Here is a 23,240-nt window from a genome sequence, read left to right on the forward strand (position 1 = left end):
AGGGCCCTCGCACGGACCTCCGGATCGATTTTCTTGGGCATGACATGCATCCTTCCTGACTCAGAAGGAAGCGGCATCAAACCTGGGGTGATTCACGGTCTCTCCTGTGCTGCTGTGGTGGTGTGTGTTGATTGTCGGTGCTCGAGGCCGAGTCGGATGGCCACCGTGTTGGTGGTGTCGGTCATGTGATGGGTGTGATGGCGTTGGCAGGGACCCATTGCCGGTCGAGGTCGAGCCGCCCCATCTTGTTGCCGGTGGGGATCGAAAACGTGACGCTTGCAAGCCAATCGCCGACACTCGTCCGGGCCCAGGCGAACAAGGTTCCCTCGACGATGGTGTCCATTGCGAGGCCTTCGGCCGGACTTTCAACGCCGTGGTGTCGCGGAATCGTCCGCCTGCGGATCGTCCGATCGCGAGCGCGATGTTTTGTGCACGGATGGACAGATGTCCACGTACTGTTGCCCACCATGCCGAGACCTGGTTGGCGTGTTTGTATCACTCCACACGAGTTGGTGCCGCGGCCAGCGGTGCCGGACACAAATTTGGAGTGGCCTGGGTTCGCGCGGCCAGAGTTGGTGGCCGGTGTCGTCTGCCATGAGCATGGGACCAGCGTGACCTGATTTCTGCCAGGGTGATGGGACCACCTGGATTGCCAGTTATGGGACCACCGGCGCGCCTTGCCGGTGGTCCCGTCGTTTGCTCGTTCGATCGTCTGTGACAGCACGAAGTCCGTCACGGAGGTCGGTGAGCATGGCTTTTCGGGAGATCAGTGTGAACGAAATCAGAGAAGTACTACGGCTGTGGCTCGGGACGGCGGCACTGCCGGCTCCGGGGCTGCGCACGATCGCCGAGCATGCCGGTGTGGATCGTAAGACGGTCCGCCGTTACGTCGAGGCAGCCCAAGCAGCCGGCCTGAGCAGAACCGACGATGCCGGCGCGGTCAGCGACGAGGTGATCGCAGCGGTCGTCGCCACTGTCCGGCCCGACCGGCCGCACGGTCACGGCGCGGCATGGGAGCAACTGGTGCCCCATCAGGAGCAGATCACCAAGTGGGTGGCAGGCGACGGTGAACGCAAGCCGCTCACGATCGCGAAAATCGAAGTCCTCCTTGCCCGTCAAGGATGCGTGGTGCCGTACCGGACGTTGCACCGGTTCTCCACCGAGATGTGTGGTTTCGGCCGCAAGAACCTCACCGTCCGCGTCGTCGACGGCGAACCGGGGATCGAATGCCAGGTCGACTTCGGGTATCTGGGGATGCTCACCGACCCCGACGACGGGCGGGCCCGCAAAGTCCACGCCCTGATCTTCACCGCGGTCTACAGCCGGCACATGTTCGTGTGGCTGAGCTATTCGCAGACGTTGGTGGCGGTCATTGCCGGCTGCGAAGCAGCATGGAAGTTCTTCGGCGGCGTGTTCGCGGTCTTGATCCCGGACAATCTCAAACCTGTTGTCACGAGGGCGGACCCGATCGCTCCGCGGTTGAGCGATGGATGGCTCGACTACAGCGCCCACGTCGGGTTCATCACCGACCCGGCGCGGGTGCGCTCGCCGAAGGACAAACCGAAAGTCGAACGCACCGTGCAGTATGTGCGCGGAAACTTCTGGGCCGGTGAACGATTCAACAGTCTAGAGCAAGCGCAGGAGGCGGCGGTTCGGTGGTGCAGCAGCACCGCGGGTATGCGTATTCACGGCACGACATGCGCCCGACCGCGCGAGGTATTCGAGGACTCCGAACTGCCGGTACTGCTTCCGGTGCCGCCGGAGTACGACGTGCCGATCTTCAAGGACGTCAAAGTCCACCGCGACTTCCACGCGGAGATCGGGCGGGCACTGTATTCGTTGCCGCAGCAGTGGATCGGCTCGACACTGTCGGTCCGGGCCGACACCGAGCTGGTCAAGTTCTATCACCGCGGCACCCTGGTGAAGATCCATCCCCGCCAACCTGCAGGTGGGCGCAGTACCGACCGCGCCGACCTCCCCGAACACAAGTCCGACTACGCATTACGCGATGTCACCTCACTGATCAGAACCTGCAACGGCCATGGCCGCAACATCGGGATCTACGCCGAACGGATCCTCGATGACCCACTGCCCTGGACGCGGATTCGTAGTGTCTACCGGCTGCAAGGGTTGGTGAGACGTTACGGAGCCGAGCGGGTCGAACAGGCCTGCTCACTGTCGTTGGATCTCGATGTCGTCTCGGTCACCAAGATCGCGTCCATGTTGGAGCGGGCCACCGAAAAGACAGCACCGTCCTTACCGGCAGCGGTCGGACAGGCATCGACGCGATTCTCTCGTGACCCATCCGAATTCCGTTCCACCACAACACCATCACTGACCGTCGTAGACGCCGGCTCCGCATCCACGGAAGGACACTCATGACCACCACTCGCACCCCAGCCACCACCGAACCGGTCGGCACAGACCTCGTCCGACTGCTCAAGGCCCTCAAACTCGGCGCGCTCACCGACACGCTCCCCGAACGAGCAGCCCTGGCTCGGCAACACAAACTCAGCCACATCGGGTTCCTCGAAGTACTCCTCTCCGACGAAGTCAACCGCCGCGACTCCCGTTCGGCGACATTGCGATCGACCAAAGCAGGACTGGATCCGGCGATGGCGTTCGAGGACTGGAACACCCACGACGATCTCCGATACGACCGGACCCTGCTCGGAGATCTGACCTCACTACGCTTCCTCGATGCTCACCAGTCCGCGATCATCCTCGGACCCGTCGGAGTCGGCAAGACGCATCTGGCAACAGCATTGGGACACATGGCCATCCGCCGTCGACACAGTGTCCTGTTCGCACGATCGGACAAACTGTTCACCCGACTCCGAGCGGCCCGACTCGACAACACCGTCGACGCCGAAATCCGGCGACTGACCGCCATCGAAGTCCTGATCATCGACGACTTCGCGCTGCGCCCACTCGATGCCACCGAAACCAGCGACTTCTACGAACTCATCGTCGAACGCCACCGCAAGAAGACCACCATCGTCACCTCCAACCGGGAGCCGGCGGAGTGGCTGACCATGACCGCCGACACCCTCCTCGCTCAATCCGCCATCGACCGACTGACCTCCACCGCGCACACCCTCGTCATCGAAGGACCGTCCTACCGCCAACGCACCCGACCCGGAACAGTTGACGCCACCACCGACAACGAGCATCCTCAATAACGCGCCACGGTGGTCCCTACCCACTGGCAATCAGGTGGTCCCATCACCCTGGCAAGCGACAGCCGGCACGCCGTTCCTCATTGACCCATCATTTGAGTATGACATCGAGTTGAATGCCTTCTTCAGATCAGTCGATATGCAGGCGAAGGCGCGCCACACCCAGGTGGGCTACGCCCGCGATCTAGCCGCGTTTTTGAACTTCGTTGCTGTCTCACGAGACAGAGCTCGTTGGTGCGACGTCAACGAGGCTGACCATCTGGCGTACTGGCGCTGGCGCAGGATCGACTCTCAAGGGCCGCACATACAAGGTGCGACATGGGACCGAGAGGTTGCCGCAGTCGACAAGTTCTATCGATGGCAGGTCCGCGCGGGCCATATATTGAACAACCCTGTGCCGCAGAGAGTTCGACGACCAATGCCGTTCGGCGCGGGCCTCGTCCGTCATGACTCTTCGACCACAACACCGGCAACCTACTCGCACGATGCCGCGACGGATCGTATCGAGTGGCTCCCACCCCAGTCCTACCGTTTATGGCGCGATGTCGGGATTCGCGGATATCGCGCCGACGGTGTCCACGACACCGGGTTTCGCGGTCGCTGGGCGGCGCGCAATGCATCATTCTGCGACTTGATGGTGCGCACCGGCATGCGGTTGTCCGAGCAAGCGGCGCTGACGGTATTCGATGTGCCAACAGCTCGCGGTCTCGGGGGCTATCAACGTTTTTGGCTGCCGACGGCCATCGCCAAAGGTCGTTCGGCCCGCCGAGTCTACGTTCCTGAATCCGTGATCGCCGACCTGATCGGGTACGCGACACTCGATCGCGCGGAGGTCATCGCCCGCGCACGCGCCTGCGGACGGTACGAACAGGTTCGCCGCCCGCTCGTGATCCCTGATCCGCATTCGCCGGTCGTCGTACAGACTCGGTCCGGTCTGCGATCGACCGTGAAAGTTTCCAACCTCGATGCCGACGAACGACGCCGCTTGCTCATCGACGGGCCCGATGGCTTGACGCCGGCCGCGTTCTGGCTGTCGGAGTTCGGCACCCCCATCGCGGTCTCGACCTGGAAAGACATGTTCGCAGTCGCCAACACACGGTGTCGTCGAGCAGGAGTTCCTCTGACTGCACATGCTCACCTCCTGCGGCACACGTTCGCGGTGGTGACTCTGGAACAGCTACAGCGCGGACATATCAGCGCGATGACCGAAATGACTGCCGAACAGCGAGGGCAATGGACACAGATCTTCGGTGACCCTCTGGACTGGGTGCGACGTCGCCTCGGACACCGCTCCGTGGTGACAACACAGATCTACTTACACGCGCTGTCGGAATTGGAAATGGAAACGCGAATGATGTTGGTGCCCAACACATGGGAAGATCCCCGCGACACTCCACTCGACGTCTTCGACGTCGCCACTGAGAACAAAACACAGTGAACGGTCGCGGCAGTACCGGCACCGGGCGCCGCGCGATGCTCCCATCTGGCCCGTACACACCGACCGAAGGCGAACACGCCATCGCCTCCGGCCTCACGGTCCGATTCGATGGTGAAGACGGCCGGACTCTGCTGGTGGACGTCGCGAAGATGGCGCTGCCCGGTTGGCACACGGCAGTTGCAGAGGCTCTGGCCCTTGCCCTCGGGGCGACGGGACGCAGCAGGACGCTCAGCTCAGCGAAGGGACTGGTTACGAGGGTGCGATCCATGCTGCGATCCCTCTCGGAACTGCCGGATCCACCGACCGGACCACCGTTGCTGGAGACCGCCCACCTCCAATCTGTCTACAACCAGCGCAGAATCACGCAGAAGGACGTCTACGCCTGGCGAGGCATCGCACTTTTCGGACAGTTCCTGACGTTGCCACCGCTGGTCGATACGGTGAATTCATCAGTGATCGACTACACCTGCCGCCAAATCGGGCAGACCCGGATTGGCCAACCTGGCTACTCGGACGGAGAGTTCGATCGTATTCTCTCAGCCGCTCGGTCAGACATCACCGCATTGCGCGATCGAATTCGACTCTCGGAAGCTGCAATAGGACAAACGGGTGAACAGGAAGGCTTGGAGGGCGACAAAGAGCTCGTCGCGATTGCGGAATCAGGAGTCGTACCCCCGAGCCGGAGCTTCAGCGCGCACGTCGTCAGACTGGAGCTTGCGAGCCGGCTCTATATGACGATCCGGGACCTCGCGCCAATGCTCGTGTTGATGGTGGCGCTGACCGGCCGCAATATCGAAACCATCAAAGAGCTCCCCTGGGAACACCGAATCCTGGAGACACGCGCCGTCGAAGTTCGTGTCATCAAACGCCGCCGCGGCAATCACCGATGGTTCGAGACCGCGACGTGGGAGATCGGGCCACCGGGTCGCGAACTGCACTATCCCGGCGGTCTTTACCTACTGCTACACGAACTGACCACTCGCAGCAGGAACACTTCTGGCAGCGCATCCGTTTGGTCGATCTGGCGTAGCGGCCACAACACCGGCCTTCGCGGTATCGAAGAACATTTCGACCCATTCGCTCGCGAACTGACCGCGACAGCAATCAACCTTGCCGGATGGCGCACCCGGCATTGCCTCCACGCTGACGTCGTCGACGGAACGCCCCCGGCTCCGCTTGCGGTCACCGGCAACCGGATCAAGACCACGGCAGACGTGCGCCGTACCAAACAGATCGGCGGTCACCTCCCGTCCGCTGCCCGGAGCAACACCATCCCGGTTCTGTTCCGGAACTATCTACGCGGAGACCCGACAACACAGGAATGGGCACACACCGTTGTTGCGGCTGCCGTCAGCGACGCCGAATCGAGCGCTCTGGCAGCACACAGACGGGCGCTGCACGTTGCAGGAGGCACACTGAACGTGCAGCCGGAACGCTCCGCCACCAATCCTCACGGGGATACCCCGCCGACGCACACAGACGCAGCCGATACCGCCTGGTCAGCGTGCCGGGATCACGACCACCATCCCGCCACCGGGAGAAGCTGTCGCGCATCGTTTCTCGACTGCTTTCACTGCGGAAACTGCGTGATCACGCCTGATCACCTTCCTGGACTGCTCGGATTGCTCGATGCGCTGGCGGCCCGCCGCGATCAGCTGTCGGAGGCCGATTGGTGGGTCCGATACGGACCGACGTGGGCGGCCATCCGCCATGACGTTCTCTCGAAGTTCAATCGGTCCGAGATCCTGGCGGCAACGGAGATCAAACCCACCGATGCACTTCTCGATCTCGTCGAATCACCATGGGAGCAAACATGACCAACGCCCACCCTCAACCGTCGACGTCGCACCCGTTCGACGAACGATGCGTACTGAACGGGCGGCCGGTGCGCCCGGAGACAGAACTCAGCCGAGCTTCCCGATTCGTAGAGGACGTCTGGGATCTCAGTCCAGCTTTCTTTCAGCAACATCATGTTGCTCTGATCCTCGACTTCACATCCGTGCCGTCTGTCTATCGCACCGTGGCCAAAGAACTTTTCATCGGGCTGCTGGGCGGGCCTGCACCCGCCAGAGGACGCGGCTTACCGAAGGTAGCGACGATTGCCTCGATGTTGCCCACGCTCCGCCACTTCTTCTCCTGGCTCGCTTCGCGACCCAACCTGCGCCAGCCGCTGCTATCGGAGTTGCAACCTTCCGATTTGATTGCGTACCAACTGCATTTGCTCGCGACGCAACCCACTCTCACGGTTCGTGATCGCTATCGCAGTTCGGTTCGGTCGCTCTATCGCTACCGCGGACTCATGGTTACCGATCAGCTGACTTTCGACCCGTACCACATCGATGGTTGGAGCGAGTCCGGCGACAGGAGCGGGCCAGACAACGCGACCGCCAGAATTCCGGAGGCGGTGCTCGGACCCCTACTCACCTGGAGTCTGCGGTTCGTCGATGAGTTTGCATCGGACATTCTCGCGGCAGACCGCGAGTGGCGACGAGTTCGATTGCAAGAAGGGGTAGTTCCGCCCGAGGCAAGGCGTTGGGTAGAGAAGGATCTGGTCCATCTGTTAGCTGAATACCGTGACGCAGAACGCCCACTACCGGGACACAACGGCCAACCGAGCTTTCGCCACCTGTCCCGCCTGCTTGGATGCGATCGCTCGACCTTGCGGACTTACCATGACCTCATCGAGGACACAGCTCGACTGGTCGGGGTCGACAACGATGTCTCGTGTGACGTGGTGATCAACGGACGGATCAACGGGTCCCCCTGGATTGACCGCATCCTGTTCAATCGGCGTGATCGGCAGGCCGGGATCTTGCACCTGCTGTCGGCGCTGAGCGCAGCCTGCTACGTGATCATCGCGTTCCTGTCCGGCATGCGTGACAGCGAGATCAAGCATCTGCAGCGGGGCTGCATCAGCGTCAAACGTGACCCTCACGGCAGGCCCTACCGGTGGATGATCACCAGCCTGGCGTTCAAAGGTGAACGCGACCCCACCGGAGTGCAAGCGACCTGGGTTGTCGGCGCTCCGGCCGCCCGCGCCGTGGCGGTCCTCGAACTCCTCCAACCCCGTAACGAAACCCGGCTGTTCGCACCCTCAACTCATGGCACCGCTGTGCGGATCGGCAAAACCGCCGCCCACGTCAATTTGACCAAGACCACGAACGACCACATCAACAATCTGGTGTCCTGGATCGATGGCTATTGTCGCGCACATGATCTCGCAGAGGACATTCCGGCTGTGAATGCCCAAACGTGGCGGCTGACAACCCGCCAGTTCAGACGAACACTCGCCTGGTTCATCGCACGCCAACCCGGCGGATCCATTGCCGGGGCAATTCAATATCGCCACCAAGCTGTCCAGATGTTCGAGGGCTACGCCGGCACATCGGATAGCGGTTTCCGCGCCGAAGTCGAGTCAGAGGAGGCCCTTGCCCGAGGGGAGGGTCTGATGGCAATGATCGATGCCCACGAACACACCGATCTCGTTGGACCCGCCGCCGACGAAGCCCGCCGACGTCTGAGCGAGCTCGAGTCGAATATCCGATACCAAGGACAGGTCGTCACCGACCGGCGTCGGCACGACCGCTTAATACGCCGATTCGACCCAGCAATCTATCCAGGCCGATACGCCACCTGCGTCTACGATCCGGACAAGGCACTGTGCACACGCGCACAAAACCTTTCGGGCCAGAACGCGCCGACGCTCGGTGGTTGTCGACCTCTCGAATGCCGCAACGTCGCGCTCACCTCAGGCAACCTCGACGAGTTGCGTTCGGAGAGCTCCGATATCGAGCGCGAGCTCGAACGAACACCGTCGCTGCCTCCGTTGCTGCAGCATCGACTACGGCAACGGAGTGAGCAGATAAATCAGTTCGTCGACCGACACGATCCGAACTCAATCCGATGAGTAAACGCATCGACCTCCCGAGCGAGCAGGACGTCCGTCGAGTGATGACAGAGCACATCGAAGACGCAGCATCGGCCGGCGGCCGCGCCACTGTCATCGGCCTTGCCCGTCGACTGGGTCTGTCCAACGCAACCTTCTGGCGGCACTACCCCGCTATCGCTGCCGAACTCAGAGCCGCTTCCGTCGCAGCTCCCGTCGCCACACGGCATGACGACCGGACCGAACTCCTTGCCTCCAACAAACGCGTGCAACGAGACAACGCGGCGCTGACTCAAGACCTCACCCTCGCACTGGCCGTCATCCAGCGGCTAACACTCGACAACCACGCCCTACGGAAAGAACTGGAAACAACGTCAGGGGTGACCTCCCTGCAGTCACGCTCGAGCTCCGCGGACGCTGTCGTGGGCGCGTGTGGCCGGCAGGACCGCTAAGCCTCGATCCACCGATAAAGCTGCAAGATACTGGGCGTCGGGGAGGAAGTATCCTCCGACCAGAATTAATTCGAGTTCTCACACAGCGAATCAGACCAGACCACTCCGAGTATGTTCACCGCTGTCCTTTTTGAGATGACTCGTTCAGCTTTTGACGTCGGATGGCAGATACACCAACGACAATGCTTGCGATCCCAGCCGCGAGGACAAGCGTTGACAGCGGATCAAATTCATTAGTCTCCACACGCGTGTCAAAATCCTGTGCAGCGCAACGCACGACGACTAGCGGTAGGAGGGGACGACTGGACTCGACGTCGACAGCCCCCGGATAAGCATTCTCGCAAATTTCTGAGGCCGAGCGACCGAGCCCAATCTGGCTGGTCGCCCCAAATGCAACACCAACGAGCAAGACGCCGATTAGAACCAGCAGGACAGCTGGCCGTAGCCACCGAGAACCTGTATTGCTCATGCGTTCGAAGTCTAGCCGCCGTCGAGTTGGCGGCGGTCACGGTGACCGAATTGTGACCAAACTCGTGTTCGCGTGTCTCTCCAACGGTGGGCAAACTGACCGTACTGTTCGGTTCGTCCTTGATGCCCTTCACTGTGGGAGCTCCATGAAACCGAGCAGGCTACCTCTCAAGTCGCATATTGGCGATCCAAGCCCATTGATCAATGTCCGCTTCAGGCAGCATCGGACGCGAAATCAAATTGTCGCTCGAAGAATGTCACTTATCGGTGCGTTAATTACATCCCTTGCATTGCTAGTTTCTACACCTGGCGTTGCGAACGCCGATCAATTTCGCAACAACCAGTGGGTATTCGGCTCCATCGAACGCGAATTTATCGATTTCCTTTCCGGTGCTAACCAATACGGCCAAGGCGGCACCTCGAGTATCGGAGAACCCACCAGTGGCGAGCTTTACGCAGGAAACAGCAACGAGGGGCGGTAGCAGGAATTCGGGTTTACTAATCGCATTTACTGGTCGCCGAATGTCGACCCAAACAAAGGTCGTCAAATCGGCGGCTTGATCATGAACAAGTGGCTTAATTTGCCATCGCGTCAGTACAGAACGTATGTCAACGGCCCGTATCAGTACGAGAAGCGAAGCGACGAACGTGGACGACTCGGGTACCCGGTCACACGTGAGAGCCCTGCTTCTGGCGGGCGGTACAACAACTTCCAGGGCGGCGCGATTACATACAAGTTCGGAGCCACATCTGCCTATGCCACCTGGGGTAACATTCGCGATCAGTGGGCTGCGCAGAACTACGAGCTTGGACCCTTGGGCTTCCCGAGCAGTGATGAGTACCTGTGTCAAGATGGAACAACGTCCAATGATGGTTACGAGTCATATGGCGCTTCCGGACAGAACTTCCAGAACGGCCAGTATCTGACGTCAGGACGCAGGCCGCCGACATTGGGCTACAGCTCAGTCCTCTTCTCCAAACTCACCTATCAGTCATCTTCCCAATACACGACCGCAATTTCGCAGGCATCCACTGCTTGGAATGCACTTGGGAGCGTCCAGGTTACCCCCTATGACCCTGTGAACCCGACGCTCACTAATGTGGAAATTTCCGACGCCAACCGTCCGGACGTCACATGGGCCGGGCTATACAGCAACACCGACTTTGGGGTGGACACTATTCAAATGAATACAGCGAAGCTCGGTAACGCCAGTAATCAACGGAACGTTATGACACACGAGATGGGTCATGCGCTCGGTTTGGCGCATAACTGCAAAAGTCAGCTGATGGATCCGATTTCAAACTCATCGGTTTTTGCGCCGCAGTTCATGGATCAAGCCGCCTACCGTCAACTCTGGGGATGACATGATGAAGGTCAGAAGTTTAGGATCAAAGTACGGCACGGTGGGCGTTGCGAGCTTATTCGCCTGCATTGTATTAGTTGGCTGCAGCACTTCGGCAGGCACGCAACCTGGAGATGCTGGCACGACTGCCAGCGTGACTACGCGCACACAAGCAGTGGAAATGGACTCGGCTTTCGATGTGACAGACCCTCAGCAGCTTGCCGGTTGGGCCGACGCGGTCTTCGTCGGAACAGTGATTGAGCAAGTCGGTACGAAGGCAGTTGGGCCGTTTCCCGAGACGCAGTTTTCTGTTGAGGTGCTTCAGACCCTAAAGGGTGACGTCGCGGGCCAAATACTCGTCAATCAGCAAGGCGGGTATGGCACCGACGGTACGTTGTACTTACTGGACGATGACCCACTGATCGAGCCGGGAGCAACATACCTTATGTCGGCTGGCTTCTTGCCGTCCGAAAACTGGTACACGGTCGCTCCACGCGCGGGCAAAGTGACGTTGTCAGCAGAGGAAGTTGCTGCCGTCAGCGATGGAACTGCGCGGCGATCAACCGATGAGCCAGCGCCGGTCGCAACAATGCGAGATGCCATCGACAACGAGATTCCGTTCGATCCGAACCGCGAATCGGAGCCCGTCAGCTCCGAACCGCCAGTGCCACCAAGGTAGGTGTGTGACTTCAGTCGACTGGACCGGAAGCTGATCTTCACGTCCCACCAGTGCAGTTCGGGGGTGTATGACTTATTCCCGAACTGCACTGACGTTTTAGCCTGTCTTGGCTGTCGACGGGCCAAATCCTCATCCGCGGTGGCTCCGCTACAGCGGCAGCTCATGGTCCGAGCGTGATTCGGGCAGGTGTCGAACCCTCGTTGGTGATGGCCCGAAACAGCGGGATACTAATCGGATGCACAGTGGTCAGAGGCAAACCCCGTCTACAAGATGTTCACGTGCACCGATTTTGGTGGGTCCACGATGCGGCGGGTGGGTGGCTCGAAGGTGGTAGGCCAGGCATCGAAGATGCCTGGCCTCGTCTTCGGTGGTCATTGCGCGACCGCGACAGGTCGGTGGCCGGCGAGTTCGTCGGCGGGTGCGGGTGTCCAGCGCAGGCCTTGCTCGCCGAAGCTCGGTGCGGTGAGGGTGTGGCGGCCGGTGCGTTGTTGCGTTCCACGTCCGTGGACGGTGGTTTCGAGGGTGATCGACCGGATTCGGCCTCTGCCCTGCTCGATGCCGCCGTAGCCGCAGACGGTGGAGGCGATCGTGAGATCGATACCGGGCATGTGCCCATCCGTCAGGATCAGCACACTGCCGTGCCGCCGGTTGCGCGCGAGCAAAGCCCTTGCACGCGTGGGTGGTACGTCCCTTCCGTGCACGGTCGTCACGATCAAATCGACCCCGTCGAGACAAATGCTGGCGGCGTCGAGAGGATCGGTTTTTCCAGGATCCACAAGATGCACCTTTGCGAGATCGCCGCCGTGTTCGTGGACGGCGAGCAGGCTCAGGCGGGGTTGGCCGATGAGGGCGACGTGATGCCCGGCTGCGGAGGCCTCTGCGACGAGGGCGATGAGCATGGACCCGGCACCGGTGACGGTCATGGCGGTTCCGCGGGCCAGGGCTCGGCGTGGGAGCAGCGCGGCGAGCGGTGGGGGTACGGGCATGGTTCGGAGGGTTTTGCCGCGCACAGCGGCGACAGCGGGTTCCGGATCGTCGTCGACGATCGGAGTCGTGGGTTCGGTCCGGTCGAGCGGGGCGGCGGTCGGGAGGTCGGCGGGTGCGTGTTCGCGTCGACCCGGCACAGTGGCCATCCGTCGGCGGAGGACGTCGAGCTGGGTGGCTTTGTCGAGTCCGGTGAGGTTTTCGATCGCGTCGACGGTGGCCATGTGGATCGACCTTTCGCCGTGCCGGTGGGAGCTACCGCCAGAGTATCGAACACCCGTTCGAGTTGTCGAATGTGCTGGTGAGGTCGGTCAGCGGGGAACGGCGTGGCCGTCGAGGTCGTCGGCGGTGAAGGTCCAGGCGAGGTGCCGGTACAGGTGGAGGGTGCGTTTGACCTGGTCGAGGGCATGTGAGACGGCCGGGTGGTCGGGGTCGTGGCCTTCGTCTCGGATGGCGGCTCGTTCGTCGTGGTCCATACCTGTTTGGACGCGGCCGCACTCGGGTTGGTTCCGGCAACAGTCATTCGTGTGAATGACTGGACGAGGGTCCGGAGCCCGACCAGATGGGACGGGTTGGGCCCCGCCCGGTGTGGGCGGGGCCGTCCGGTTTAGAGCTTGAGAGGTTCGATAGCTTCGTCGGTGCGGTGCTTGCCGAGTAGGCATTCCCAGGTGCGGGTGTCGAGCTGCTCGGGTGTGACCCACTGCCCGCACATCGTGGCGTGGTGCACGTCCGCGTGCAGTCCGCCCAGGTTGTGGGTGACGCTCGTTGCGCCGCGGTTCAGGGCAGCGGATGCGATGGCGGAGAGCCGATCTGGAAGCATGGCGAGATCCTTTCGAGGTTCGGATGAGACGTAGCGATCGGACATGACGAGGGTGGACTGTCAAACCACGTCTTGGGAGCTTGCGACCGTGGTTTTACTGGACGGGGTCCCCGGCGTGTCAGACTCGGCGTCCTCGTACGACCCCCCTTGGCGACCCATATGGGGCGACGCCGGAGGCGGCGAGGTAGTGCAGTGGGACGCCCACTCCCCCGGCATGACCGCACCTGACCCGGCCTTTCAGTTGTGGCGGCGGTCTTCCTCGAGGCCACGGAGACGATCGAGTTCGGCGCGCTGCAACGAGATCTCTTCGCGCAGATCGGCGGCGATCGTCTTCTGTTCGTCGATGCGTTCGGTGTAGTCGCGGCGCAGCTCGGCTTCACGTTTGGTGGCGTCGGTGCGCTGCTGGGTGAGTGTTGCTGCGCTGGTGCGGTTGTCGTCCTGGCGTGCGGTGCGTTCGGCGGCGAGATCGGCACGCAACCTTTTCGCTTCGGCGCGCAGCTCGACCAGCTCGTCCTCGCGGCGGCGATCCTTCTCGTCGTAGCGGTCGATCGATTCGCGGTGACTGGTGTTGAGCGAGGCCACAATGGTGTCGTGGGTGTCCTGCAGGGCACTGATTTCGGCGCGTTGGCGTGCGTCGAGCTCGTCGAGTTCGGCGCGGTGCGCGGCCTTCTGCTCCTCGACCTGGGCACGGCCCCGCTCAGCCGCGCCTTCCGCTTCTTCGGTCCGCTCCCATGCGTCGGCGGCATCGGCGCGGAGCTCGTCGTTTTCGGCGTCGAGGGCGTCGGCGCGGACGGTCGCAGCATGCGCGGCCGCTTCGGCGGCCGCGGCTCGCTCTTCGGCGGCGGAGACGGTACGTGCGGTTTCGGCGCGCATCAGCTCGAGACGCTGGTCGAGAGCTTTCGGGTCTGAGACGGTGCCGATCGCGGATTCGACCCGCTGGACCAGGGCGGTGATCTGTTCGGCCTGCGTGGCCAGGGCCGGCAGGACGGCGGCAAGGGAGGCGACGGCGAGTTCGGGGGTTGCGGTGTCGGCTTCGTCGACACCGGCAACTGCCGCGCCTTTGCCGGCCTTTTCTGCTGCTCTGGCTCGGTGTGCCCGCACCCGGTCGGACGCGCTGGCGTGGATGCGGGGTCGGCCTGGCTTGCGGGGCGGCTCGGCTGCGGTCATGACTGAACTCTACCATTTCGTTTCATATCGTTACGTTTCATTTCATTACGTTGCGGTAACGGAACGGGAGACAAAAAAGGGGGTCCCGGCCCCATGATGGGACCGGGACCCCGGAGGGCCTGGTGCTCAGTGGGTGCACCAGAAGGACCCGACCGGGATGTCTGCGCCCGGCTGCCCGGCACACCACCGGCAGGTGGTGTCGTGCTCGATGCGTCCGAGCACTCCTTCGGCTTCCTCGATGAGGATGGGCAGCTCTGCTGCGCTGGCGAGCGCGAGCGCTTCGGTGGCCCACCGGGCCGCGCGCGGATCTTCGGCGGGGAGCTGAGCGGCTGTGCCGATAAGATCGGTGATGATCTGGTGATCGTTGAGTAGTTCGTAGTTGTTGTTCATGACTGGACACCTTCCAAAGGTTCGGATGAGACGTCCTGGACTGACAGGCTGAGGGTGGACTGTCAACCCCGAAGAGGGAGCTTGCGACCGTGGGTTGATTGGACGGGCCCCCGGCATGTCAGGCTTGGGCGACTCGTACGACCAAAATGGTGACCACAAGTAGCGGCCCCGGAGGGGACGTGCGGACGCGTTCACGCGGCCGAATACTGTTGCACTGCAACGGCTTCGGCTATCGCAATCCCTTTTCGGTGCGAAAGCTGCATTGCTTTCTCGGGGCCTATGAGACCGACTGCCGGAAATCGAATACGGCTCGATAGCGGCTCGAATTACCGTGTCGATGAAGAAAGCGGATATCGACGCTGGTTACCCTTGTACAGGCGAATGCGATTGCGCATTGCGAATGTATGTCGATGAAAGGTTCTGCGGCTGTGGCCAAACGAGTGACAACCCAATTGGTGGACGATATCGACGGGTCGGTCATCGACGACGAGTCCGGCGAGACGATCGAGTTCGCGATCAACGGCGTCGAGTACTCGATCGACCTGAAAGCGAAGAACGCCACCGAGTTTCACAAGAAGCTCGACTACTACGTCGGGCATGCGACGCGGGTCGGTGGCCGTAAGCGTAAGCCCTCCCCCGCTGCCGCGTCGACCGCGACAGTGGCCGGCGGATCGGTCAAGCGTGATCCGGAGCAGACGCGGGCGATCCGACAGTGGGCGTTCGACCAGGGTTACGAGATCAGCGAGCGTGGCCGGATTCCGGCCGATATCGAAGAGGCGTACAACGCCGCACACTGACGGGTGGTGAGCCGCCCGCCTCGACCTGAGCGGGGCCGGTGGTGGTGCGCCGAGCGGGGGAGCTCGAGGGCGGCGGAGCCCCCTCGACCGGGGTCGGGGACGGGGCCACCGGTGGCGGGCACCGTCGAGGTACCCGCCACCGTGCCCGATTCCTACTCGGTGGGTGCGGTGAGCTGGTCGTACGCCTGTTCGGGGGTGAGCGTTCCCGCTGCGGACTGCTCGACCACGGTCAGCACGTGGCCGTGCTGGTCGAGGAAGCCCAGGTAGTTGTCCTGGTTACCCCAGGACGTGCGCCGCCAGGAGTCGTTGCCCTTGCCACTCACTCGTGCTTCGTAAGCGGCGAGGATCTGCGCGAGCAGGATCACCTGCGCGCGGGTTTCGCTGGCCTTGTCGATCGTGGCGGCGAGTGCTCGACGCGCGGCCTTGTCCGCGACACCGGGGTATCCGGCGCTGGGGCTGGTGTCGGCGGGCACGGTGACACCGAGCAGCTCTGCGAGGTACTGCGGCGCTTTGTTCTCGGTCAACAGTCCCGGCTCGTCGACGAGCGTTTCGGTGATCCACTTCCCTGCACCCTTCGGCAGGGTCTTGCGGGTGAGAAACTTGCTCAGCCATTCCTTGCGGACGATCGTCGCGGCGGCGCTGGCCTTGTTCAGCGCGACGGTGCGCCGCCGAGCGGCCTTCTCGGCCTCCTTGGCCGCGAGCGCTGCCTGCGCGGCTTTCTTCTCGCGTGCCTTCCTCTCGGCTGCGGCCTGATCGTCGGCCTCGTCGGGTTCGCTCGACGCTGCGGCCAGGATCGGCCCCAGTTTCACACCGGCGGCGTCGGGGTCGGCGGTGAAGTACTCCGGCACCCACACCTGTGCGACCGTGACGTCCTTGTGGTGGTGGAATCCCTCGGCAGCGACGGCTTTCGGGGCTCCTTCGGTCGCCCAGTCGATCGACTCGGACTCGATCACCTCGCCGGTCGCGGTGACGGTGATCTGCTCATCGGCAGTCAGCCACACCGCCCAGTGCTCGGCTGCGCCGTCGATGACGGCTTCGGTGATCGGGTCTCCGTCTGCGGTTACCAAGTCCTCAGCGGCGACGTAGGGGCTGTCGAAGTCGGGCTCGTCTGCGAGGACGGTCAGGCCCTTGGCCGCATACGGCGTACCTGCTTCGGCGCGGGCCTTGCGCTCGGCGCGGTCCGCGATCAACTCCTGTGCGACGGAGCGGAACCGTGATCCGGCGTTGAGCAGGTCCTCGACTGCATCGTCGTCGCCGTCGGCGTCGAACACTGCGACCACCGCCGCCTGCTCGAGGTCGAGCTGCCCGGCGTCGAGGGCAGCGATCGCTGTCTGTGACCGACCCGCTGCGGCACCGGCTTTGACGGTCTCACGCTTGACCTGCACCGATTTGGCGATCTTCGTTGCCGAGAGGCCGAGTGCGAGCATGTCGGCGAATGCCTTCGCTCGCTGGCCCTCGGTGAGAGGGGTTCGCAGATCATTGGTGACCACCTGCTTGGAGATACGTTCGATCTCCCGCTCCTTGAACGTCTCGACAGCGGTCCGGATCAGCACCGGAACGCTCTTGACCCCGGCTTCGATCGCGGCGAGGGTCCGCTGCTGGCCGTCGATGACGACCACGTTCTCACCGTCGCGGACTGCGGAGATCGCCTGTACGACTCCGTGAACGACGACGCTCGCGACAAGATCGCGGAAGTCCTGACTGTCGGTGTCGACGTGGTCGCGGACGTTGGGGCCGACGTCGAGGGTGGTGGGGTGCAGGCGGGCGAACTCCTCGCCCGCCCCCACGACCGGTGTGGTGCCGGTCGTGGGGGCTTCGGTTGCGGCGGTGGTGGTTTCGATGCTTTCGGTCATGGTGGTGTCTCTCCCTGGTAGATTCTTCGGTTGGAGACACCGGGCAGGTAAGAGCTGTCCGGTGTTTTCTTGTTTCCGGGCCGGTACGGGCCTGGGGTTACTGCTGAGCGGTGGCTACCTGGTGGTGGCCTGCGAGCCGTGCAGCGTGGATTTCGGCCTCGCTGGCTCCGTGTTCGCGTGCGGTGCACGCCCAGTACGCGGCCCGCTCGACCTGCGCGTCGACGGTGGTCGAGTTTGCATCGGTAGCGGCCCGGTTGACCTGCTCGGTGTAGGCGGTGACCTGCGCGAGCGCGTGGGTCTTGACCTGCGCCGGTACCTGACCGATCGCGGACATGATCGCGGTGTGCAGTCCCACCGTCCTCGGTCCTGTGATGGTGTCGTGCATGTCGCTACTTCCCTTCCCAACTGGTGGCCGAACCTTGTTGCCCTGCCACGTTTTTTCGCCGTTTCTGGCGTGAGGAGAGAAGTCAGCGCACGGGGCCGGAGTGTCAAGGGTCGGGCCGGAAAGTTTTCAGCCGGAGGCGTCTTTGAAAAGTTTTCGGAGCCCTTGGGCCGGAGCCTGCGACGCCGGCGGTTGATGCGGAGGTCACGGGTGATGAATGCTCGCCGGTAGCCAGAACCGGAGTGAAAAAACGTCTTTGCTCTTCCACGGTGCGGAGCGCAGCGGAGCTCGATTCGGTGGACACCGCAGGTGGCCTGATCCGCCGGCCGGAACTCTCGGCCGGCGAACCATCCCCGACCCGCTACGCGGCCTCCCCGGTCCCGGTGTCCTCACCCTCGTCCGACCCGGCGGCCGTGTCATCGAGGGCGTCGGCCAGCTCGTGGACGGCGGTCAGCACGGCTTTCGCGGTGGCGGTGACCTGCTCGAGGTCTCCTGCGGCCCATCCGGCGATGTAGCCGACGCTGTAGGCGCTGGTATCGAGTCCGAGCATCCCGGCCAGGACGTAGGCGACGGATTCGGCTTCGACCTCCATCCGGCCCCGGTGCAGGTCCTTGCGGGCCTCGGGGCCGATGAGGTCGGGTGCGTGCATGATCGCGTGCGCTGCCTCGTGGATCATCGTTTTCGCGGCCGCTGCGGGTTCGAGGGCTGCGTCGACGACGATCCGGTGGGAGCCGTCGGTGGTGGTGTAGCCGTTCGCGCTACTGGGGATCGCCTCGCGGGTGACGGTCCAGCCTCGGCCGGTCATGATCGCTGCCACGCGGTCGTAGATCGCGTCCGGATCGGCGCCGGTGAGAAGCTGAGCGATGCCCTCGGGCTGGGGGTGTCCCTCGATCGGGTCGGTTTGCGAGTGATCGAACACCGACAGAATCGGGAACGTCGGCACCTTACGGGTCTCTTCGTCGCCGGTGTCGGGGTCGGTCTCGGTGACGATGCGGGAGCTGTAGCCGTAGATCCGGATCGCCTTCTGCCCCTTGCGGACCTGCCGCCCACGCTGCTGCCAGGCACGGAATCCGGCGACCTGCGTGGCCTCGGGCTTCTGGGCGAGGATCAACAGGACGTTGTTGAAGAAGGATGCGGAATAGCATCAGGTGCACGATCGCCGCCTCGCCCGTTGCAGCCGAAACGATCTCACCATGAACTGACCCCCGTTGTGGCCGCACCGGCACGCCATCCGATTCGAGGGCAGACTCGCTCGTATGAAGGTGGAGATCTTGTACTTCGACGGATGCCCGAACTGGCAGGAAGCTGCGGACCGGGTTCGTGCTGCAGCCAGCCTGATCGGACAGTCAGACATCGAGATCGGACACCGGCTGATCTCCTCCGACGCCGAGGCAGCGGCGTCGGCCTTCGCAGGCTCACCGACCATCCTCGTTGACGGCGTCGACGCCTTCGACGATGCCGTGCAACTGACCGAACTTGCCTGCCGCGTCTACTCGACCGACCGCGGCCTGGCGGGTCTGCCGACCGTCGACCAACTCGCCGCGTCGCTGCGATCCAAAGGCGAAGCGTTGCAACGATGAACGCAGCGAAGGGTCGCGTCACGCCGACCCTGTCGAACGCCGAGCGGTAGCGTCCGCGCGGCGACCGTGCACCTCGGCCCGCACGCACTCCCCGAAGGCACGGCAGCGTTCGCTTCCTCGTGCCGTTCATTGGCGTTAGTGTTGCCCATGCGTATGTCCAGAGCGGTCCCCGCACTGCCGGTACGGCACATCGAGACAGCAGTCGCTGTCTACACCCGCTCCTTGGGCTTCACGGCGCAGTACTCCGATCCCACCTTCGCCAAGCTCACTCGAGACGACGTCGAGATCCACCTGTGGGCCGCCGACGACGACAGCTGGAGCAGCCGGCCCGACACCGCACCCTGGCCTGTGTGCAGCGGAGCGGAGACCTTCCTCGCGGGAACGGCCAGTTGCCGCATCACCGTCGACGAGGTCACCGCGCTGTACGACGAACTCTCGCGCGCGGGCGTTCTGCATCCGGCAGACGCCGGCCACCCCGTCGCGACGGACTGGGGGACGATGGAATTCGCGACCGTGGACGGAGACGGCAACCTGATCACGTTCTCCACGAACACTATCCGGACCGAGAGCTCAGTCGTCGACGGTGACGGTGACGCTTTCACCACTTCCTGACCGGCGGTGCCTGGTTTTGCACGATCAGAGTGCGGGGCGTGGCGGGATGACGACGGCGGAGATCATTGCGGCCAGTGCAGCAGCGGCTGCGGCGAAGAGGAACGCGTGTTGGAACCCGGTGTCACCGCCACCCGCGACGAGGCTGAGTGCAGCGATGCTCGAGACGGTGGCCACGCCGATGGATGCACCGAATTCGTGGAAGGTGCTCAGCAGGCCGGATGCGATGCCGGCCTCCTCGGGGCCGATCTGTCCGAGCGCGGTGGCTGAGGCGACGACGAACAGCGCGCCGATACCGAATGCGCCGAAGCTGACGCCGATCGTGGTCGCCGCGGTGGTTGCCCACAGGGCTGGCACAAGTAATCCCAACGCTGCGATGAGCATCCCGGCGGTGCCGAGGATTCGTGCGCCCCAGCGGCCGATGAGGCGTCCGCCGAGGTTCGCTCCCGTCATCGTGGCCACGGCGATCGGTAGGAACAACAGTCCGGTCACGAGGGGGCCGTGCCCGGCGGATTGCTGAAAGTAGAAGGTGCCCAGGAAGAACACTGCGACCATCAGGGCTGTTGCGATCAGGATCACGAACACTCCGGCACCGACGGGACGTCGGCTGAGCAGTCCTAGGTTCATCAGCGGAGAGGACGCGGCCTGCTGTCGCCAGTAGAACAGCAGGTAGAGCGCTGCCGCTGCCCCGGCTGCGGTGAGGGTCTGCGGGTTGGTCCATCCGATTTCACCGGCGACGGTCAACGAGTAGATCGCCGATCCGGTCGCAGCGGTGACCAGCGCTGCACCGAGAATGTCGAGCGCGGGACGCGGCCCGGGAGCTGGGGCGAGGGGCGGAAGGACGCGCAGAAGGCCGAAAATGACGATCAGGCCGACCGGGATGTTGACGTAGAACACCCACGGCCATCCCGGTCCGGCGGTGATCAGGCCACCGAGCAGGACACCGACCGCCGCGCCGCCGCCGCCCAATGCCGACCAGATGCCCAGGGCGCGGTTGCGTTCGTCGCCGGCGAACAGGCGCACCACCACCGACAACGCCGCCGGTGAGAGCATCGCCGCGCCAATGCCTTGGACAATGCGGCCGCCGAGCAGGAACTCGGCATTGGCAGCCAGTCCGGCCGCTAGCGAGCCGGCGGTGAAGACGGCCAGGCCGGCGAAGACGATTGGTTTGGACCCGAACAGGTCCGCGCTACGCCCGCCGAGGAGCATCAAGCCGCCGAAGGTCAGGGTGTATGCGGCGACGACCCACGTCACCGCCTCCCGCGAGAGGGCCAGGTCCATGCCCATCTGCGGTAGCGCGATCGCGACCACTGTGACGTCGAGGATCAGCATGAACTGCGCTGTGCCCAGCAGGGCCAGTGCGAGCCATCGCTTCGGGTGAAGCCCTTCGCCCGCTTCCGGTGTCGTTTTCGACGTGGTCACCACTGCCTCCTAAGTTGTACATAGTTGTTTGAGTTGGACACTGGTACCGTAACTCATACAAACGTGTTCGGGAAGTGAGGGTTCTATGACGACCGATACGTCACAGGTAGGCGGTAAACGAGCCGACGCGGTGCGCAACGTCGAGCGCATCCTCGATGCTGCGATCGTCTGCCTGTCTCGGCGGCAGAACGCCACGATGAGCGATATCGCACGGGAAGCCGGTCTCGGGCGGGTGACGCTCTACGGTCACTTCGCTTCTCGCCCAGCGCTCATCGATGCCGTGGTGGCGCGTGTGATCGATCGCGGTGAGCAGACGTTGGCTGCGGTCGATCTGGGTGGGGATCCCCGAGAAGCGTTGTCCCGGCTCATTCACAGCAGCTGGGAGCTGGTGGACCGGTCACGATCGGTCATTGCCGCCGCCGAGGAAGAACTCCCCCCAGCGCGTATCCGCGAGCTTCACGACGGCCCCGCGAGCCGGGTCGAATCGTTGATCGAACGCGGACGCAGTGCAGGACTGTTTTCACGTGACATGCCCACCTCGTGGCAAGTCGCCGTGCTCCATCAGGTCCTTCACGGTGCCGGAGCCGAGATAGCAGCAGGGCGGCTGGATTCGATGGACGCACCCGATCTGATCGTGAGGACCATCCTTGCTCTACTCGACACCCATTGAGGCTTGGGCGCACCACCTTCCGCTCGGTTGGTCGCACACCGTCGGTTCGGTCGGCGTAGATCGGTGAACCGCCGCCCTCGTTCACGCAAGACCTTGCCGTTACCTGTGGCGTTGTCGACGGCGGCGGGCGTCCTGGTTGTGTCGTTGTGGGCGAGCGGCGCGCCGTCGATGGTCTATCCGCTCTTAGCGGATCGGTGGCGCGTAGGTGAGGTCGTCACGACCGCGTTGTTCGCTACCTATCCGGTAGCGCTGGTTCTCGCTCTCGTTGCATGTGGGTCTCTCTCGGACTCGATCGGGCGACGCCGCGTACTGCTTGCCGGCGTCGGCATGGTCGCCGTCGGCACTGCGCTGTTCGTGGTCACAAGCGGTCTCGTCCCGATCTTCATCGGCCGCACTCTTCAAGGACTCGGGGTCGGTATCGCGATGAGTGCGGCCAGCGCCGCACTCATCGAGTTCGCACCGCGCCGCACCGCGGCACTGTCCACTTCCGTCAATACGGCGGCGACGGCCAGCGGTACCGCACTCGCGCTCGTTGTCGGCGGTGCGCTCGTGCAGTACTCCGCCTTGCCCACCACGTTCCCGTTCGCCATCTTGCTCGGCGTGACGATTGCTCTGCTGCCGCTGGTGTGGTTCCTCCCCGAGGAGGCCACGCGCAGCAATGTTCGATGGCGGCCCAGTCGGGTGCGAGCACCCGCGAGAACTCGAATGCAGTTCGCCATCGGTGTTGCTTCCCTCACCGTGGCCTTCATGATGGGCGCGGTGTTCATCGGGCTCGGTGCGCAGATCGTGAGGGATCTCGTCGGTACCGTCGACGCTTTCGTCGCCGCGTGCGCACTTGCGTGTTGGGCTGTTGCCATCGTTCCCGCGTCCATCATCGCCCGCCGCGGTTCGCCGACGTCCGCATCTTTGGCCGGTTCGGTGCTTTCCGCCACCGGGTCTGTCACCCTCGTCGCCGCAGCCAACGTGGACTTGCTCACAGTCTTCCTGCTCGCTGCGGTCATCAGTGGGGTGGGGTACGGCCTGATGTTCTGAGGTTCCCCCCGAAAAGTGGACAGTGGTCACGCGGCCATGATGGGCGCGATCAGTGACTGTTCGTACGTGGTGGGGCTGAGCATCCCGAT

24 protein-coding genes and 1 pseudogene are annotated in these 23,240 nt (G+C 63.4%); 15 read left to right on the top strand and 10 right to left on the bottom strand.

Annotated elements, in window-relative coordinates; genetic code table 11:
• Positions 1–181 precede the first annotated feature (181 nt).
• On the bottom strand, positions 182–343 hold the full coding sequence (locus ACIGGF_RS24685; protein ID WP_341442281.1) for a hypothetical protein: 162 nt from the start codon (positions 341–343) through the stop codon (positions 182–184).
• A gap of 407 nt (positions 344–750) precedes the next feature.
• Between ACIGGF_RS24685 and istA the strand changes: the two genes are divergently transcribed.
• The 10 genes and pseudogenes from istA (at position 751) to ACIGGF_RS24735 (ending at position 11,445) form a co-directional block, all read left to right on the top strand.
• A complete protein-coding gene (istA, locus tag ACIGGF_RS24690; protein WP_121869745.1) occupies positions 751–2,382 on the top strand; it encodes an IS21 family transposase in 1,632 nt (543 codons plus the stop codon).
• On the top strand, positions 2,379–3,182 hold the full coding sequence (gene istB, locus ACIGGF_RS24695) for an IS21-like element helper ATPase IstB (RefSeq protein WP_121869744.1): 804 nt from the start codon (positions 2,379–2,381) through the stop codon (positions 3,180–3,182). The genes istA and istB overlap by 4 nt, the downstream gene beginning before the upstream one ends.
• A 34-nt stretch (positions 3,183–3,216) precedes the next feature.
• Positions 3,217–3,543, top strand: a pseudogene (locus ACIGGF_RS24700) (site-specific integrase); the annotation flags it as partial.
• A gap of 270 nt (positions 3,544–3,813) precedes the next feature.
• Complete coding sequence (locus ACIGGF_RS24705; protein ID WP_232433769.1) at positions 3,814–4,617, top strand: site-specific integrase; 804 nt, start codon at positions 3,814–3,816, stop codon at positions 4,615–4,617.
• A gap of 35 nt (positions 4,618–4,652) precedes the next feature.
• On the top strand, positions 4,653–6,434 hold the full coding sequence (locus tag ACIGGF_RS24710) for a hypothetical protein (RefSeq protein WP_141215008.1): 1,782 nt from the start codon (positions 4,653–4,655) through the stop codon (positions 6,432–6,434).
• Positions 6,431–8,524, top strand: a complete 2,094-nt coding sequence (locus ACIGGF_RS24715) for a hypothetical protein (protein WP_094642678.1) — start codon at positions 6,431–6,433, stop codon at positions 8,522–8,524. Before ACIGGF_RS24710 ends, ACIGGF_RS24715 begins: the two co-directional genes overlap by 4 nt.
• On the top strand, positions 8,521–8,955 hold the full coding sequence (locus ACIGGF_RS24720; RefSeq protein WP_042940335.1) for a hypothetical protein: 435 nt from the start codon (positions 8,521–8,523) through the stop codon (positions 8,953–8,955). Before ACIGGF_RS24715 ends, ACIGGF_RS24720 begins: the two co-directional genes overlap by 4 nt.
• A 614-nt stretch (positions 8,956–9,569) precedes the next feature.
• The gene (locus ACIGGF_RS24725; RefSeq protein ID WP_141217217.1) at positions 9,570–9,905 is read left to right on the top strand and encodes a hypothetical protein; all 336 of its coding nucleotides are present in this window, start codon (positions 9,570–9,572) and stop codon (positions 9,903–9,905) included.
• An 81-nt stretch (positions 9,906–9,986) separates the two neighbouring features.
• Complete coding sequence (locus ACIGGF_RS24730; RefSeq protein WP_008720606.1) at positions 9,987–10,787, top strand: matrixin family metalloprotease; 801 nt, start codon at positions 9,987–9,989, stop codon at positions 10,785–10,787.
• Positions 10,788–10,947: 160 nt separating this feature from the next.
• A complete protein-coding gene (locus ACIGGF_RS24735) occupies positions 10,948–11,445 on the top strand; it encodes a hypothetical protein (RefSeq protein ID WP_008720607.1) in 498 nt (165 codons plus the stop codon).
• A 371-nt stretch (positions 11,446–11,816) separates the two neighbouring features.
• Here the strand turns inward: ACIGGF_RS24735 and ACIGGF_RS24740 are convergent, their stop codons facing one another.
• The 5 genes from ACIGGF_RS24740 to ACIGGF_RS24760 all read right to left on the bottom strand — a co-directional run bounded on the left by ACIGGF_RS24740 (position 11,817) and on the right by ACIGGF_RS24760 (position 14,806).
• Positions 11,817–12,653 carry a hypothetical protein gene (locus tag ACIGGF_RS24740; RefSeq protein ID WP_347873392.1) on the bottom strand — a complete coding sequence of 279 codons (837 nt, stop codon included), beginning with the start codon at positions 12,651–12,653 and terminating at the stop codon, positions 11,817–11,819.
• Between the two features lie 87 nt (positions 12,654–12,740).
• Positions 12,741–12,905: a hypothetical protein gene (locus ACIGGF_RS24745; RefSeq protein WP_155291234.1), complete on the bottom strand. Its 165-nt coding sequence runs from the start codon at positions 12,903–12,905 to the stop codon at positions 12,741–12,743.
• A 131-nt stretch (positions 12,906–13,036) separates the two neighbouring features.
• Positions 13,037–13,249: a hypothetical protein gene (locus tag ACIGGF_RS24750; RefSeq protein ID WP_155291235.1), complete on the bottom strand. Its 213-nt coding sequence runs from the start codon at positions 13,247–13,249 to the stop codon at positions 13,037–13,039.
• Positions 13,250–13,486: 237 nt separating this feature from the next.
• A complete protein-coding gene (locus ACIGGF_RS24755) occupies positions 13,487–14,416 on the bottom strand; it encodes a hypothetical protein (RefSeq protein ID WP_032391719.1) in 930 nt (309 codons plus the stop codon).
• Positions 14,417–14,542: 126 nt separating this feature from the next.
• Positions 14,543–14,806: a hypothetical protein gene (locus ACIGGF_RS24760; protein ID WP_032391720.1), complete on the bottom strand. Its 264-nt coding sequence runs from the start codon at positions 14,804–14,806 to the stop codon at positions 14,543–14,545.
• 428 nt (positions 14,807–15,234) lie between these two features.
• Between ACIGGF_RS24760 and ACIGGF_RS24765 the strand changes: the two genes are divergently transcribed.
• Positions 15,235–15,603 (top strand): Lsr2 family protein, encoded by a 369-nt coding sequence (locus ACIGGF_RS24765; RefSeq protein WP_032391721.1) that lies wholly within the window; start codon positions 15,235–15,237, stop codon positions 15,601–15,603.
• A gap of 152 nt (positions 15,604–15,755) precedes the next feature.
• Here ACIGGF_RS24765 and ACIGGF_RS24770 read toward each other — a convergent pair whose 3' ends face one another.
• The 3 genes from ACIGGF_RS24770 to ACIGGF_RS24780 all read right to left on the bottom strand — a co-directional run bounded on the left by ACIGGF_RS24770 (position 15,756) and on the right by ACIGGF_RS24780 (position 18,949).
• Positions 15,756–17,456: a ParB N-terminal domain-containing protein gene (locus ACIGGF_RS24770; protein ID WP_347873393.1), complete on the bottom strand. Its 1,701-nt coding sequence runs from the start codon at positions 17,454–17,456 to the stop codon at positions 15,756–15,758.
• A gap of 97 nt (positions 17,457–17,553) precedes the next feature.
• Positions 17,554–17,841 carry a hypothetical protein gene (locus tag ACIGGF_RS24775; RefSeq protein ID WP_347873394.1) on the bottom strand — a complete coding sequence of 96 codons (288 nt, stop codon included), beginning with the start codon at positions 17,839–17,841 and terminating at the stop codon, positions 17,554–17,556.
• A 358-nt stretch (positions 17,842–18,199) separates the two neighbouring features.
• On the bottom strand, positions 18,200–18,949 hold the full coding sequence (locus ACIGGF_RS24780; RefSeq protein WP_347873395.1) for an ArdC-like ssDNA-binding domain-containing protein: 750 nt from the start codon (positions 18,947–18,949) through the stop codon (positions 18,200–18,202).
• Between the two features lie 145 nt (positions 18,950–19,094).
• On the opposite strand from ACIGGF_RS24780, the gene ACIGGF_RS24785 reads away from it, so the two are divergent.
• Positions 19,095–19,418 (top strand): hypothetical protein, encoded by a 324-nt coding sequence (locus ACIGGF_RS24785; protein ID WP_032364207.1) that lies wholly within the window; start codon positions 19,095–19,097, stop codon positions 19,416–19,418.
• Between the two features lie 147 nt (positions 19,419–19,565).
• Positions 19,566–20,030, top strand: a complete 465-nt coding sequence (locus ACIGGF_RS24790) for a VOC family protein (protein ID WP_052053408.1) — start codon at positions 19,566–19,568, stop codon at positions 20,028–20,030.
• Positions 20,031–20,054: 24 nt separating this feature from the next.
• Here ACIGGF_RS24790 and ACIGGF_RS24795 read toward each other — a convergent pair whose 3' ends face one another.
• Positions 20,055–21,449 carry an MFS transporter gene (locus ACIGGF_RS24795; protein ID WP_032364251.1) on the bottom strand — a complete coding sequence of 465 codons (1,395 nt, stop codon included), beginning with the start codon at positions 21,447–21,449 and terminating at the stop codon, positions 20,055–20,057.
• 85 nt (positions 21,450–21,534) lie between these two features.
• On the opposite strand from ACIGGF_RS24795, the gene ACIGGF_RS24800 reads away from it, so the two are divergent.
• Entirely contained in the window at positions 21,535–22,119 is a 585-nt protein-coding gene (locus ACIGGF_RS24800) for a TetR/AcrR family transcriptional regulator (protein ID WP_032364206.1), read from the top strand.
• 63 nt (positions 22,120–22,182) lie between these two features.
• Complete coding sequence (locus ACIGGF_RS24805; RefSeq protein WP_347873396.1) at positions 22,183–23,151, top strand: MFS transporter; 969 nt, start codon at positions 22,183–22,185, stop codon at positions 23,149–23,151.
• The last annotated feature ends 89 nt before the right edge of the window (positions 23,152–23,240 follow it).

Origin of the sequence: Rhodococcus sp. NPDC078407 (assembly GCF_044542515.1) — a bacterium.
In the GTDB taxonomy this organism is placed as follows: domain Bacteria; phylum Actinomycetota; class Actinomycetes; order Mycobacteriales; family Mycobacteriaceae; genus Rhodococcoides.

Bases quoted from the DNA above. Each gene is read 5' to 3' on its own strand.
- ACIGGF_RS24685 (WP_341442281.1), bottom strand. From the start codon at position 343: ATGGACACCATCGTCGAGGGAACCTTGTTCGCCTGGGCCCGGACGAGT.
- istA (WP_121869745.1), top strand. From the start codon at position 751: ATGGCTTTTCGGGAGATCAGTGTGAACGAAATCAGAGAAGTACTACGG.
- istB (WP_121869744.1), top strand. From the start codon at position 2,379: ATGACCACCACTCGCACCCCAGCCACCACCGAACCGGTCGGCACAGAC.
- ACIGGF_RS24705 (WP_232433769.1), top strand. From the start codon at position 3,814: ATGGTGCGCACCGGCATGCGGTTGTCCGAGCAAGCGGCGCTGACGGTA.
- ACIGGF_RS24710 (WP_141215008.1), top strand. From the start codon at position 4,653: ATGCTCCCATCTGGCCCGTACACACCGACCGAAGGCGAACACGCCATC.
- ACIGGF_RS24715 (WP_094642678.1), top strand. From the start codon at position 6,431: ATGACCAACGCCCACCCTCAACCGTCGACGTCGCACCCGTTCGACGAA.
- ACIGGF_RS24720 (WP_042940335.1), top strand. From the start codon at position 8,521: ATGAGTAAACGCATCGACCTCCCGAGCGAGCAGGACGTCCGTCGAGTG.
- ACIGGF_RS24725 (WP_141217217.1), top strand. From the start codon at position 9,570: ATGAAACCGAGCAGGCTACCTCTCAAGTCGCATATTGGCGATCCAAGC.
- ACIGGF_RS24730 (WP_008720606.1), top strand. From the start codon at position 9,987: ATGAACAAGTGGCTTAATTTGCCATCGCGTCAGTACAGAACGTATGTC.
- ACIGGF_RS24735 (WP_008720607.1), top strand. From the start codon at position 10,948: ATGGACTCGGCTTTCGATGTGACAGACCCTCAGCAGCTTGCCGGTTGG.
- ACIGGF_RS24740 (WP_347873392.1), bottom strand. From the start codon at position 12,653: ATGGCCACCGTCGACGCGATCGAAAACCTCACCGGACTCGACAAAGCC.
- ACIGGF_RS24745 (WP_155291234.1), bottom strand. From the start codon at position 12,905: ATGGACCACGACGAACGAGCCGCCATCCGAGACGAAGGCCACGACCCC.
- ACIGGF_RS24750 (WP_155291235.1), bottom strand. From the start codon at position 13,249: ATGCTTCCAGATCGGCTCTCCGCCATCGCATCCGCTGCCCTGAACCGC.
- ACIGGF_RS24755 (WP_032391719.1), bottom strand. From the start codon at position 14,416: ATGACCGCAGCCGAGCCGCCCCGCAAGCCAGGCCGACCCCGCATCCAC.
- ACIGGF_RS24760 (WP_032391720.1), bottom strand. From the start codon at position 14,806: ATGAACAACAACTACGAACTACTCAACGATCACCAGATCATCACCGAT.
- ACIGGF_RS24770 (WP_347873393.1), bottom strand. From the start codon at position 17,456: ATGACCGAAAGCATCGAAACCACCACCGCCGCAACCGAAGCCCCCACG.
- ACIGGF_RS24775 (WP_347873394.1), bottom strand. From the start codon at position 17,841: ATGCACGACACCATCACAGGACCGAGGACGGTGGGACTGCACACCGCG.
- ACIGGF_RS24785 (WP_032364207.1), top strand. From the start codon at position 19,095: ATGAAGGTGGAGATCTTGTACTTCGACGGATGCCCGAACTGGCAGGAA.
- ACIGGF_RS24790 (WP_052053408.1), top strand. From the start codon at position 19,566: ATGCGTATGTCCAGAGCGGTCCCCGCACTGCCGGTACGGCACATCGAG.
- ACIGGF_RS24800 (WP_032364206.1), top strand. From the start codon at position 21,535: ATGACGACCGATACGTCACAGGTAGGCGGTAAACGAGCCGACGCGGTG.